This is a genomic window from Paenibacillus sp. SYP-B3998, from assembly GCF_010820665.1.
In the GTDB taxonomy this organism is placed as follows: domain Bacteria; phylum Bacillota; class Bacilli; order Paenibacillales; family NBRC-103111; genus Paenibacillus_E.
Genome location: NZ_JAAIKC010000003.1, coordinates 497,952 through 510,985 on the forward strand (window position 1 = coordinate 497,952; position 13,034 = coordinate 510,985).

Here is a 13,034-nt window from a genome sequence, read left to right on the forward strand (position 1 = left end):
TCTGCGTAAATATTATCGTTTTATGTCTTTTGCGTATGTGTAAGTTACATAGTATTTTATACATATGTCAATAAATCAGATAAACCCCCACGGCGTATCGTCGGGGATCATGTCGGATGACAAGAACATTGTCCTATTAGCGCTCCTCTCAAGCTTTTTGACGAAATCCAGAATAAAGCCGCGTTTCTCAAGTGAGTTGCGCGGCTTTAATATTTCAAGTATTTAGTGAGAGCACAAGCCTAACACATGCTTATCAATATCCCTAGATTCACTTTCAAAATTTTCTGGATAATTTGATCCATAATATCTCATGGAATATGCTAGAGGTGTATGCTTTTTTTCTTTCATTTGATTTATCTTTTTATTTTTCTGGTTCGGACACTCTAAATCGCTCATTGATTCATTCTTTTTGAACTGAAAAAATGTAATCGGTACTCTACTCGCTAGATCTTTTGGATGCCTAATAACAATGAATGGTATTGTGTCATTAACCAAAGACTCGTAGAGTTTGCGAGTTGGAGCAAGCTTTTGTTTAGCTCCACTTTCAGAACACATTCGCAATGCATTTAATGAACTAGTTAAAAAAGCAGCTGCAATTTTCTGTACTAACCATTTCAACTCGAATGGGTTTCTCTATTAGAAAGTTGAATGAATTTTGCAGGAAACTCCCAAGTAGTTCTTTTTGTTCATCGCAGAAATATCTATCGATAAGCGAAAATGAATGAAGATTCTCCCTCCTATATGCACCCATCCTATGTTCGTAGAATTCCTCATAAATAATTGTAGAATAAGAAATATTCGGTGAGAAATGATATCTTGTCCAAAACGATTTACAAAGAGCGATTGCCCTACCCAAGCCCACCAGATCGGAATAAATATTAGGACGAATTTCGTTAAGTATTCTACTGGAATTGAACCATATTCGACATGGTTTAACCAGTAGTGACCTGTAGGTTCCATGCCAACTATAACATCCTGAAACCCTTGGTCCATTGAAATCTTCTGAAACCAGCTCATGAACAACCCAAAGCCTTCTCTATTGTTTTCAAACGTAATAGGCTTCCCGAACTCGACTCCGCGGAAGTCTTGTGCACGAGCCACATGTTTGAATTTTGCGATGTCGACTCCGATAATTAAGGTAGAATAAGTGATTTGATTAATTCGTTCATTTTGAGTAGAATGCATGTTGTAGTCTCCTTGGTTTTGTTTTTGGATCCGACGCTGGCCAGCATCTGGGACCTATAAACATCATACCAAGGAGTCTTTTTATTCTTCAAACCTCGTATTTCCTCATAATAGGAATGCTGCCCATTAACGGAGCGAAGGACTGCCACGCGGCAACCCTTCGGTATTGGACTATCGTTCCCTACGAATCTCTTTTTTATTGTGTGTAACATAACTGTGTAATATCATCCCAAGGATCACTACAAACATACCACTCCAAGCTATTGGAGAAGGAACCTGTATCGATAAAAATATTAATTCTCCTATTAATGCAAATAGCACTTCCATGGATTGCGTTGCTTCAATGGATGCCAGCTTCTGCATGTTTCCTCTTACCATATCTGTTGCTTTAAAGAATAGGACAGTAGCGATTACCCCTGAAAAAACGGCAACCAAAATGGCTTGAACAGTTTGCACTTTACTTGGTGCACCCACGTTAAAAAAACCGTACAGCGATAGCACAAACCAGAGCGGCAAACTAGCTAAAGTCATCCCTAGTACACGTTGATATGCATCTAAGCGCCCGGCACAAATCTCCATCATTTTACGATTGCCTAATGGATAAGCAAATGAAGCTATAATGACAGGTATGATTCCGTATAACAAATCTGTTAAAGAAATGTCTTTTGACTGTTCAATTTGCATCAGAATGATCCCGAGAAGAATGACTAGAGACATCATAAGACCTTTGAGAGGAATTTTTCCGCGTACCTTCAAAGGACCATTCTTTGTTTGTATGATTTCTGAAAAAAACGGAGCAAGTAAAGAACCAGAGATAATTGTGATCTGCCAAGTTCCAGCGATAAGCCAACCCGGTGAATATGCTGAAGCAAAACATAAGGGAGCATAAAATAATCCAAACCCCACAAAGCTCCATAACATCCAAGTTCCTAATTGTTCTCTCATTACTTTCAAAAGAGGTACAAGGTTATTTTTAGCCATTACAATGATTAAAAGAAGTGGAACCATGAAGATATAACGTAACGAAGCACTCCAGATCCAACTCCCACCAGACAATTCCATAGATCGATTAAGAACAAATGTAAAAGCAAAAAAGAAAGCGGCAAAGGCACCTAATAATATAGCTCGCAAATGACTCACCTATCTGTCTGTTTAGTTTGTTCCTTTATTAAATCGCTTTTCAGTTTTATTTTCAACACTTTTTCTTTTCCAAGAAATCTGCCCGTTAGCGGAATACGTGTAATGGATTCACCACACCGTACTTCACTTGCTTTTCTTTTAGGAAATGAGCAAGGTTTAACCAGTAGTGACCTGTAGGTTCCATGCCAACTATAACATCCTGAAACCCTTGGTCCATTGAAATCTTCTGAAACCAGCTCATGAACAACTCAAAGCCTTCTCTATTGTTTTCAAACGTAATAGGCTTCCCGAACTCGACTCCGCGGAAATCTTGTGCACGAGCCACATGTTTGAATTTTGCGATGTCGACTCCGATAATTAAGGTAGAATAAGTGATTTGATTAATTCGTTCATTTTGAGTAGAATGCATGTTGTAGTCTCCTTGGTTTTGTTTTTGGATCCGACGCTGGCCAGCATCTGGGACCCATAAACATCATACCAAGGAGTCTTTTTATTCTTCAAACCTCGTATTTCCTCATAATATGAATGCTGCCCGTTACTTTAATACACAGAAGAGGAGCTGCCGCGAAGCAAGCCCCTCAATAATAGTTCCCTTTAGCTCAATCAATTCTCGTTTACGAAAGGCTTATAATCACGTTCGCACGATAATTTTCTTTCCTCAAACGTTGGAATATTTATGAATTCAACATTTTCTGTATTCAATCCCAAAAATTCTTTTGCAATTATTCTCACACTTTTCTTAATCTCATCACTGTCCCGAAATTCGGATAATTTTGACCACATATCAATATAGACAGGTTTATACCCATATATATTCCTCGGAGCAGAATGAGGAACTTGACGAGAAACATCTTAAAAGGCTCTTGGGTATATGTAATGATAATAAATAAACTTCGTCACCATTTATAAAACTTTCGATTTCATCACAATATTCTTTATCATCACCAATAATATCCATATCGTATAGATTAATTAGACCTGTTACGGTTGTAAGTTCAAAATAACCTAAGAAATTTATTTGATCTTGATCAGAATAAAGCATAATTTCATCATTGCGACTCTTGCAGCAGAAACCATAAGCCCCATACCAAAATAACCAATGTCGAACTCGGACATATATGAATTGAATATTAATCACCTACCTGAAAAAGTCTTTTATCGCAGTACAGCCATATCTTAACACATATTGGAAGTAACCTCCCTTTACTTCAAAAGACAAAGGCAGCCGATCGCCAGCTGCCTTCATTTCTTGATTGAACTATAGTTTCCCAGTTGCCAATCCCCTAAGCTACTTTAAACAATTGTAGCTCTGTACCCTGTATTCTTACCTTTTTCAACTGCCTCGATATAGCCATCGAAATAATATGGTATATCATCTTCTTTTCCATTCCGAATTCTGCCTCTAACTTTATCGAATGCAAATATAGAAATTGAATATTCAGGCTCTCCAGTAACTAACACAGGTTGGTTTCTTTCTTGTACCCAAATGTACTGTCCACCATAATTCCTTCTTGCTTCAAAAATGTAACTTCCAGCCATAGAAGAAACAGAATCTAATGTATCATCATCTATTTGATACTCACTTAACTCTTCTAGAATGTTGTCAAGTTTTCGTAGACTTTGAACACTATAATCAAAATTTCCTTTATCAGAAAAATTATTTACGAAACTTTCTGCCGTAGTAATAATGTCTTGCTCTAATCTACTTTGCATAATGCTTACCCCTTTGAACAGTGTACTTACAGTTAGAAATATTCACCCTTTAACTTTAACTATCCTGCACCATACTTATCAATAAGACAGGGAGCAGCACCGCGGTGGTCTGTTCCCTGGTTTGGTTGAACTCGTTCTCCGTTAGGTTAATCGCGCACTAGTTTCTGTCGACGTAATTGTTCCTTGAATTGTTTTCATATAGTTCTTTTTTTCAAAGTAATAAGGTCCTAGATGAGTTAATCTAAGCGCTTCGCCCTTTTTAAAATCCCGCCAAATAATCAAATCATTTTCTTCCTCAATAATTGCTGAAATAAATCCGCAATCAAGGTCTCCACATTCAGGACAAACAAGAATTGGATAACGATTTCCACCCAATTTACTAAGTCTTTTTAGAGTTAGTTCTTGTACAATTTCCACTTTGTATTTGCTAGCTGCTACTGGAATACAAGGGATAAATTCGTGTTTCTCTAATAGTTTGTATAGCGATCTACCATCAATAAAAAAGTCATAAAATGATTTATCATAATTGGTTTCATTAATTATTTGCTTTGTAGAAAATGTATTCAGTCTCACCACTATCTCCTTTGAGTTCTAAATGCATACTTTTGTATCTTGGTTTGTACTTTAGCACAGCTTGTGTTTAGGCCTCATTGCAAGGAAAGAAGCCGACGTTCTTCTGGTAGATATTGATCATTATTTAAACTTTCGTGTCCCGTTAGCATAGTCACGATCGAGTTTCTTAATGGAAATAGGATTCAATCCTCTTCGTTTCCTATCGTTATTTGACCAGTTCCCTTCACCGAAGATTTGAAAGTGAGCTCTCGGAAAATTTCAGCCACTTCATTCAGACCTTTATCCCGGTATGCGTAATAAATCTCCCTAAACCTTGTATTGCGGTGACCAAAATGAAGGAACAACTTCGTTTTCAACACTACCTGATTATCATCGCTAAATCGATTAACTGTAATTAGATAGTCCCCATGAAAACATGTAGTTCTTAAGCGGCATTTCTCATTCTCAAAGGAAATCTCCTTTTCTAATAGAGCTGGCAACATGCCCTCACCTCCACTTTTCGTAAGGTTGTTTGTTTCCATTATACTACATGAAAGTTGATCTAAACTGCCAGTTACTTGAATGAAGAAAATAAGGAATTGCCGCGAGGCAAGCCCCTCAGATTATGTTTGTGCCGCCGAACAAGAAAAAAACCCGCAGCATAAAGCATACCGCAGGTCTCTAACTCGTATTACTTTAGATCGTTCCATGCCGAAGCTCAACTTAGGAACTGACATCCGCATCAATGATTTCATCCAGTTCTGACATGTTCGTTTACGGCTGCAATAATTTCTTGATCGACCTTATTACTTCCTTGAATTTACTCCGCGGCTTGGGCTTGATTGTTCAGTTGCTTAACAATTTGTTCTGTGCCATGAGCTCCTTGATGTCCTCTACTGAATGTCATAGTATTTATCCTCCAAATTCGAAGGTGATCTTCCTACTATATTATGATGCTATTTTCCACCCTTATTCCACATAGAGCCGCATTGGTTCGTTTTCGTATCATGCAATTGTGTAATCAACACCAACAGATTCAGCTACTGTTAATTGAATAGTTCGCTGAAATGTTTTTAAGCATCACCTGGTTGATCGTGTGTATTATTTTGTGCAGACTGGTCAGGCGATTTTCGAGTTCGAGATTGCAGTTCCTTATCAATGGTTCGCTGAGATTTGGTTATCTTAGTTTTAGTTTTATCGGACATTGAGATTACCTCCTTTCTATCTTGATGAAATAAGTAAAAACATTTAGCCTATTCTTGGGAAAGTATCCTCAGGCTTTTTTAGGGCTTATATGTGAACCATTTTGTTAACTAACCACCTTAATTAATATTTGCCTCATCAATTTTACCCTTTTGATTTGGTTTTGGTTTTTTTTGCTTTTCGGATTTCACGCTTTTCTTTTGATTAGTCATAACTTTAGCACACCCCTTTGAGTAATTTGAAACATATATATTGTACTCACTTAAGAAGCAATATAAGCAGACACATTGTGCCAATCACTTAGCTGGTCGGCGAAATTAAACAATAATCTCTTACTGGGAACTAAAGCTTTTCAAATGAGATTATTCTTGCATAATCCTCCCTTAATCTCCACAAAATAAAGCACATTGAGAAAAGAAGTGATTTTATCCCATGGCAAATAACAGTACTTTACTCGTACCACAGGCTAAAGCGGCAATTAACCAAATAAAGTGAGAAGTAGCTCCCTCTTCAGTTGCAAAAATCAAGGAGCAGCTGCCGATGGCATACTGCTCCTTGATTCGTTGAACTAACGTTCCTCGTTAGCTCAACGGCAAAGCTTTTTTTGTAAAACAATGGCTTGAATATCATTTACAAGTTGATTTGTTTTATGCTATTATTCATTTACGTAATTACGTAAATGAATAATGTGAGGTGATGTTTTTGACTCGTGACTATGGTATAGAACTGGATGCACTCAAGACACAGTTGGCTGAACTTCAAGAGAATGTTAAACAGATCGCGAAAAACTCTTCAAGCAAAGAAACACGAATCAAAGAACATTACGACCAATCGGGCAAACTTCTTGTAGACATTAACACTGGACAGGGAGAATTGGGTGGTATATTTTTTTCAGGTCAATACCTTGGCGTGAATTCGCGTTATAGATGGGAACCACACGGACGGGATGTCAATCAACTGTTAGATCTCGATGGTGATAAAGTTGCGAAAATTTTATCTGCACTTGGCCATAAACAACGTATCGATATCATAAGAGCCGTCTTACAACAACCCTTAACGGGCGCCGAACTCGTAGATCGCTTAAATATGGGTACCACAGGACAATTGTATCACCATATTAAAGCATTGCTAGGAGCTGACCTCCTAACGCAAGAAGAACGCGGCGGTAACTACACATTTCCTGGACATCGAGCACTCCCGTTTTTGCTTTTATTAACTGCAGCATCAGAGTTGCTTGATACAAGTGATTACATGGAGTTATCGGAAGCTAGAAATAACGCAGGTGATTATTTAGGCACCCCACCAGAAGAATACGATCCACACCTTTTGCTTCGATCAGTATTGGAGAATACAATCCTTGAACATCAGGCGGGCTATTGTTCCGATGTTAGCGTGGTTTTTCATAGCGACGGCAGCGTGACTGTTGCCGATAACGGTCGAGGGATTCCTGTTCAGGCTTTTTCAAACTCGGAAAAGCCGCGTGTTCAAGCTGTTCTCACTGAAATAAGCCGTTTTTCTGCTTCAGTCAATGCACCAAACAGCCAAAAGAGTATCACGATTCCAATCGTTAACGCGTTATCACAAAAGCTTACGGTAGAAGTACGAAGAGAAGGCAAGGTGTTCCGTCAGGATTACAAGCACGGTATCCCTCAAACTTCACTACTAACTGTTGGACTTACAAATGAAACAGGAACAAGCCTTACGTTTTTTCCCGACAAAGAAATATTCCATTCAGGTTTCGACCAAAGCCTGTTTGCCAATGCAATCGCCGACATTTCGGAAACATTCCCAAATCTAAAAATACATCTGCTCACTGATTGATTTGCAAGGTGGAGGCTCCTCTTTTTCAGGGAGTCTCATTTTCTGTACGAATTATTTATGACAATAGAAAAAGCGGTTGGGCGTCCTGACGAAAAGTACCCGTTAGCGTAATGAAAAAGGAAATACTGCTCCCCTTAGCTATGTCCCTTACGTCTCTCTTTTCTCTTGTAAAACCTGTCTATGAGAAGGATTAAGATATGTACCATGGTTATAAGCACTGCCATCTGTATAGCCTTAATAAAACTAACCCCTACAAAATAATAAGCCAGAAGCAAAATGGCACAAAAATAAAAAGCAATCCCTAGAATTGATTTCATCATTTTTACCTCCCTTGGCTTACTAATTTTACCACACCCCTCATCCTCCTGTATTGAGCCAAACTGCCCTTTAGCTTAATAAAACAAGGAGCAAGCTGCCGTGGCAAAACTGCTCCTTTTTTTTGTTCAACTATAGTTATCCGATAGTTCAATGAATACAAAATTTATTGCCTCTCTTTTGCTAATCTGGTTATTAGTCTAATGAATTCCGTTTTATTGTCAGTGTAGGCTTCCCTATCATACTTATAAGTTTCCGCTAATTTAAGTTTTAGTTCTTCATACTGTTTGGCAACAGTAGGGTTCTCACATAGATAGTCCCTAAAATACACTCTATCCCATAGAAAGTCCAAATCTTTTGACCCCATGTGAATATGGAAGGATTCCTTTTCTAATCCTGTCGGAGAATAGCCTTTAATAAACATCAAATGATTTTTCTGCTCTTTCATGTGTATATAGTTATTTTCATTCATCTTGCTCATTATTAATTCACAAATTCCACTTTCATTTGGAATCTCCACTAGAATATCAATTGTTGGCTTGGCTGATAAATTTGGTACAGCGGTGCTTCCGATATGTTCTATTTTTAGAGCTGTTTCTGAGCCAAGAAGATTGGTTAAAAATTGTTTTTCATTTTTAAACAATAAAGTCCAATTTCCATCGTAAGGGACAACTGTTATTGGATATAATTTTCCAAGTTCATCTTTGTTCATAACGAACTCACTCCTTATTGGTACGAAATCCTAAGTAAGTAAATTCCATATTGGCGTTTATAGTCCTTCTCCTGAACAAAACTGCCCGTCCCTCGGTTTTAATGGTTTATCTAACGTATACTCACTCATTCGCAGGATTTCATCACCTTGAAAATAACGACAGCTTAGAAAACGAAGTCCTATGGATAAAATTCTTTCATTTGAAGCGTGCGGGAACAGAGGAGCCGTAATATCCATTCCCCTAAATTTCACTCTACTGCACGCATATTCCACGAATACCTGGAAGTTTACCATCCCATGGCTCTACGGGTCTAAGCCCTAACATTCCATCGTCATACTTATCCAAGGTGTGGAGACCGATGATGGTACTCCTGTTCATCTGCCGCAGTTAGCATGGCATTAATAGAGATCCTTGCCAAGATATGCAATATGAAACAGTCGTTAAAAGGCTTGTAAGTACTGTTAATCAGATTCACCGCTGGGTCGTTCTGATCTGTAATCGTTTATCATGTTGTGGTTTATGTCTTTTTAAAGAAAAAAGAGATAATGGCTCTTATAATTCATTGAGCTAACGGAACACGATAGCTATCGTGTCCCGCTAGTTGAACGCCAACCTCGCTTTATTTTCATCGGACAAAATACATATTCAGATCAGACAGGGGGAATAATTTCAACTAAAAAAAGAAAAGTTGGTGAACATGCATGCTGATTACGGAGCTTGAAGCGACTTTGAATGCGGGGATGAGTGGCGAAGAATTTACCTTGCCGGATGTTTCCAGCAATGAACTCAATGCGTTAATACAGACATTCATTCCTGATAGGTTGATGCTGAACGACGCTTCTATACAAATGCAGAATGAAAGCAGCATTCTAATTCGGGGACAGAGTAAAGTAAATATTCTAGGGCTAGCTAAACCTTTGGTGGCACTAGAATTTTTTCTCGTCGCAGATAAGCCGGAGTGTACGATTGGGGTTAAGCTGCCTGATGGGGGGGAGCCAGCAAACATAGCTACTTGGTTACGAAATACGCTTTCCATCTTTCAATCTTCATATAAAATGTATAACTCGGGTCTTGTTTTCGCCTCGGTCGATAACTTAACCTTTCCACCAAATCTTTTTACGGTCCATCCAGACTCCGCAACCAAAGGGACTTCCTTTTTTTCCGCATTGGATATTGAAGGTCAACCCATTACCCTATTGCAAAGTATCTTCGGCACACTTAATCCTCTTGTTTTAAGTACACCTTTTACATCTGAAGTATTTTCAGGGCCTATTGAGGTTAAAGTACCGAGTGACCCTCCAGACATGGGATCTCTTAAACTTTCGAATCCTCGAATCATCATCAAGGCGGATTCACTTCAGCTTCGGACGACACTCAAACTAGATATTCAAAACGACTCTTTATTCTTGGATGGTGGGGGAGCAGTTTTACCGAACGGAACTTTTGAATTCACATGTGCTTTAACTGGGGTTAAAAAACAAGGTCAAGAGATGGCAGAAACAACTGGATGGACTGATCCCTTTGGATTTTCCGGCATTACTATACAAAAGTTTGGCGTAGGTATAGCTTTAGGCACAACGGGAACTGAAATTAGCTTATCTGGTGAGATTGCTATAGGAGAAGAAGGTTCTGCTGATCAGATCATCATGGAGGCAGGGGTCAAGTTTATTAATGGCCAAGTCCCATCCGCACTACTTGCTTCCCTTCGGGCGTCGTCATCCTCTCAAGATGGAATTCCGCTTTCCCGTCTTGTTGAATATTTCACAAAGATGCCAGTGGGGGACTTCGTTCTGCTTAAAGAAGTTAAGATTAAAGATTTAACAATGTATGTTGTCGCTGACCCTGATGGTTTTGAACCCCCATCAGACCCTGGTAAGATCTACCGTGGATTAGCCATGAATGCTGAGGTGTCATTATTCGGATTAGCATGCAGAGCGTTGATTGAATTTCAGCAAAATAGAGGGGTTAAAGCAGAAGGCGAGCTGGGTATCATTGACTTGGGCGGGGTACTGAGAATTACCGACGAAACGGGTACGAAAGGTCCTTTCTTCATCATCGATTCAACTCAAACAAGTGAGTTGACTGAGGAGTTCGGATACATCCATCTCTCTGCAAAGATGTCACTTTTCGGCTTAACGCAAAGTGTGGCCATTAAAGCGGCGCAGGATACCTTCGAGTGTACGCTGGGGTTCAGTGTAAACAGACTTGCTGACTTTCATCTGAGTTGTCGGTTGTCGGGGAAAGAAAGCTTTGTAGGCCAGGCAGCTTTGATGTTTAAATTTATGGACCAATCCATTGAATTGAAGAGAAACGGTATAACCATTGCTACCTATACTTTGGGTACAAAAGTAACAGGAAAACTGTTTGTATCACTCACTCAGGAGACATTTCTTCTAGAGGTCGCTGCAAACCTGGAGCTTCCTGGCCTTCCAGTCCTAAACGTAAATCTAAAGTTTAACGAAGCTATTCAAAACTTAGACGTAATTACAGAGGATATCTTAAGATCCATTATGAGTCAGGCTGAAGAACACTACAAAGCAACCCTATTAGATCCTATCACTCTGGTAAATTTGTTCAAACTAGATGGACTCAAACCTGCACAAATAGCCGAGAAGTTAAAAGAACTTAATTTTCCTGCTTCTAAAATTGCGAAAGGGTTGCATTCACTTGGATTAACACCTCAAGGAAAGTTGGTGAGCTTATTAAAAGCAGTCTTTCCAGACGATGTAGGCGAAGTGGCCGAAGCATTAACCGAAGTATGGGATGATATTACAGCCATAAACATGGCTAAACTTCTTAACTACGCTGACTACTCTTACCCGGAGATCGGCAAAGGCATTCAGGATACCCTCAAGACAAACATTCCTGACTTAGGAAAAGCATTTAAAGCGCTATCTCCCAAGATGGATGTAATCGAGGATGGGATCAGAAGTGTCTTCAACAACGTTTCAAATGAAGAAATAGCCGAGTGTTTTAATAAGATCGGTTTTGAACCGGCGGATATCGCTTCCCATGCAAAAAACAAATGGGAATGGGATACAAATAAGATGGGCGATGTATTTGTAAATCTAGAACTAAAGCGGGAAGAAATTATTCAAGCAATGACTGAAGCGAATTTCCCCCTACCTGAACTCGCTTCACTTAACGCGAAACTTAACCTGTTGCCGAAACCGGGCGGAACGGTCGGAGAGTTTGTCGAGCGATTTCCGTCTCTTAGAGGTTGACCCGATAGATTTTTCATGCTAAAAAGGCAAAACAATTTTCTCGAGTACGCAGAATCCCGGCTTCTACTCCGTGAAGAAGAAGCCGGGATTCTGCGTAACCTTTAGCCGAAATACTGGATAAACTTCTTTATCATGTCTTTTTGTTTACCTACCTTAAAAGTGAACAAATTCTAATTGTTTTGGACCGTGTACGATTTAAACGATAATTTTTAGAATTTGCTTTGCGGTGCTACTTAACTGCCCGTTAGCCAACATGCAGCGCAAGCGCCGTACCACAGATGATGAAAATGGAGTTAATTTTCAGGGGAGCTTAATGATGAATCGTCAGTCTAAGACTTTATTTTCTTAGTCTACTACTTTATTTTTCAGTCTAACACTATATTTTCTGTAGACATCTGCCATTTTGGCAGGTACTGGCCAAGGACTAGGTCAACTCGGTGGCCTTACACTCATTGGCCTCCATGTCCCGGAACATCGCAGAGCCGAAGCGAACGCAATACTCAACATTGGCGGCTATATCCCCGCCGCTGTCTTACCCATTTGCACGGGCTATCTGATCGACGCCAAGGGGCTTGCAGTCGGGGCGACTGCCTTCGCCGATGATAAATTCAATCCTTTTCATAGCAGCACATCCGTTAATCCGTTATCTTCTCTATCACGCCGAATACTGCACATTTGGCAGAGTGGATGGACTGGGCGGGAATAAAAGAAATGGAAGAAGTCGTGCATTATCGAAACAAGACCATACCGATTGTAATGATTTGTTCAACTAATGTCATTGTCATACAGAACCACCTGCTCATAATTGTGGAATTTCCAGCTTGGGTACCTGCAAGATTGTTAGGTGAACATCCCCGAAATGCCTCGCGCTACTATCGTTTATAAAGGCCAGCTTAGTTGTGGAATGTTTGATCAATTTCTTACTTACTCCTATTCTCTAGTAAGTAGGCAATTTTGTGTCACAATACTACAATGTAGGGAGATTTGTGCATTTTTTGCTGACACAAATCTCCCTACATAAAAATAAAAAAAGCCTGATTTTGGTCATACCCCTGTCAAGTAGACAGATGAAAAAAGCTACGCTGCCAGCGCGCACCGATACTCAATCGGTGCGCGCTGTTTCAGTTTGGATTGAAACCGCTGGTAGTTATAAAAGTAAATATAATCT

11 protein-coding genes and 2 pseudogenes are annotated in these 13,034 nt (G+C 39.4%); 3 read left to right on the forward strand and 10 right to left on the reverse strand.

Going from position 1 to position 13,034, the window contains the following annotated elements:
• Window positions 1–222: 222 nt before the first annotated feature.
• The 8 genes and pseudogenes from GK047_RS12745 to GK047_RS30155 all read right to left on the reverse strand — a co-directional run bounded on the left by GK047_RS12745 (window position 223) and on the right by GK047_RS30155 (window position 5,795).
• The gene (locus GK047_RS12745) at window positions 223–618 is read right to left on the reverse strand and encodes a hypothetical protein (protein ID WP_163946678.1); all 396 of its coding nucleotides are present in this window, start codon (window positions 616–618) and stop codon (window positions 223–225) included.
• A gap of 159 nt (window positions 619–777) precedes the next feature.
• Window positions 778–1,185: pseudogene (locus tag GK047_RS29645) on the reverse strand (IS110 family transposase); the annotation flags it as partial.
• A 171-nt stretch (window positions 1,186–1,356) separates the two neighbouring features.
• Window positions 1,357–2,316 carry a DMT family transporter gene (locus GK047_RS12755; RefSeq protein WP_163946832.1) on the reverse strand — a complete coding sequence of 320 codons (960 nt, stop codon included), beginning with the start codon at window positions 2,314–2,316 and terminating at the stop codon, window positions 1,357–1,359.
• Window positions 2,317–2,419: 103 nt separating this feature from the next.
• A pseudogene (locus GK047_RS12760) lies at window positions 2,420–2,734 on the reverse strand (IS110 family transposase); the annotation flags it as partial.
• Window positions 2,735–3,618: 884 nt separating this feature from the next.
• A complete protein-coding gene (locus GK047_RS12765) occupies window positions 3,619–4,038 on the reverse strand; it encodes a hypothetical protein (protein ID WP_163946681.1) in 420 nt (139 codons plus the stop codon).
• A gap of 141 nt (window positions 4,039–4,179) precedes the next feature.
• Window positions 4,180–4,611 carry an oxidoreductase gene (locus GK047_RS12770; RefSeq protein WP_163946685.1) on the reverse strand — a complete coding sequence of 144 codons (432 nt, stop codon included), beginning with the start codon at window positions 4,609–4,611 and terminating at the stop codon, window positions 4,180–4,182.
• A gap of 182 nt (window positions 4,612–4,793) precedes the next feature.
• Window positions 4,794–5,093, reverse strand: a complete 300-nt coding sequence (locus GK047_RS12775; RefSeq protein ID WP_163946689.1) for a hypothetical protein — start codon at window positions 5,091–5,093, stop codon at window positions 4,794–4,796.
• A 570-nt stretch (window positions 5,094–5,663) separates the two neighbouring features.
• On the reverse strand, window positions 5,664–5,795 hold the full coding sequence (locus GK047_RS30155) for a hypothetical protein (protein ID WP_275901662.1): 132 nt from the start codon (window positions 5,793–5,795) through the stop codon (window positions 5,664–5,666).
• Window positions 5,796–6,489: 694 nt separating this feature from the next.
• On the opposite strand from GK047_RS30155, the gene GK047_RS12780 reads away from it, so the two are divergent.
• Complete coding sequence (locus GK047_RS12780; RefSeq protein WP_163946693.1) at window positions 6,490–7,614, forward strand: helix-turn-helix domain-containing protein; 1,125 nt, start codon at window positions 6,490–6,492, stop codon at window positions 7,612–7,614.
• Window positions 7,615–8,095: 481 nt separating this feature from the next.
• Here the strand turns inward: GK047_RS12780 and GK047_RS12785 are convergent, their stop codons facing one another.
• On the reverse strand, window positions 8,096–8,641 hold the full coding sequence (locus GK047_RS12785) for a GrpB family protein (protein WP_163946697.1): 546 nt from the start codon (window positions 8,639–8,641) through the stop codon (window positions 8,096–8,098).
• Between the two features lie 702 nt (window positions 8,642–9,343).
• On the opposite strand from GK047_RS12785, the gene GK047_RS12790 reads away from it, so the two are divergent.
• Together GK047_RS12790 and GK047_RS29240 are read left to right on the forward strand one after the other, a co-directional pair.
• Complete coding sequence (locus GK047_RS12790; RefSeq protein WP_163946700.1) at window positions 9,344–11,866, forward strand: hypothetical protein; 2,523 nt, start codon at window positions 9,344–9,346, stop codon at window positions 11,864–11,866.
• 403 nt (window positions 11,867–12,269) lie between these two features.
• Window positions 12,270–12,572 carry a hypothetical protein gene (locus GK047_RS29240; protein ID WP_205516746.1) on the forward strand — a complete coding sequence of 101 codons (303 nt, stop codon included), beginning with the start codon at window positions 12,270–12,272 and terminating at the stop codon, window positions 12,570–12,572.
• 371 nt (window positions 12,573–12,943) lie between these two features.
• Here the strand turns inward: GK047_RS29240 and GK047_RS30635 are convergent.
• Window positions 12,944–13,034 (reverse strand): IS3 family transposase (locus GK047_RS30635; protein WP_163943857.1); only part of this gene is annotated, 91 nt, incomplete at its 5' end.

Excerpts from the sequence above, each read along its gene's own strand:
- GK047_RS12765 (WP_163946681.1), bottom strand. The coding sequence starts at position 4,038 with ATGCAAAGTAGATTAGAGCAAGACATTATTACTACGGCAGAAAGTTTC.
- GK047_RS12775 (WP_163946689.1), bottom strand. The coding sequence starts at position 5,093 with ATGTTGCCAGCTCTATTAGAAAAGGAGATTTCCTTTGAGAATGAGAAA.
- GK047_RS30155 (WP_275901662.1), bottom strand. The coding sequence starts at position 5,795 with ATGTCCGATAAAACTAAAACTAAGATAACCAAATCTCAGCGAACCATT.
- GK047_RS12780 (WP_163946693.1), top strand. The coding sequence starts at position 6,490 with ATGTTTTTGACTCGTGACTATGGTATAGAACTGGATGCACTCAAGACA.
- GK047_RS12785 (WP_163946697.1), bottom strand. The coding sequence starts at position 8,641 with ATGAACAAAGATGAACTTGGAAAATTATATCCAATAACAGTTGTCCCT.
- GK047_RS12790 (WP_163946700.1), top strand. The coding sequence starts at position 9,344 with ATGCTGATTACGGAGCTTGAAGCGACTTTGAATGCGGGGATGAGTGGC.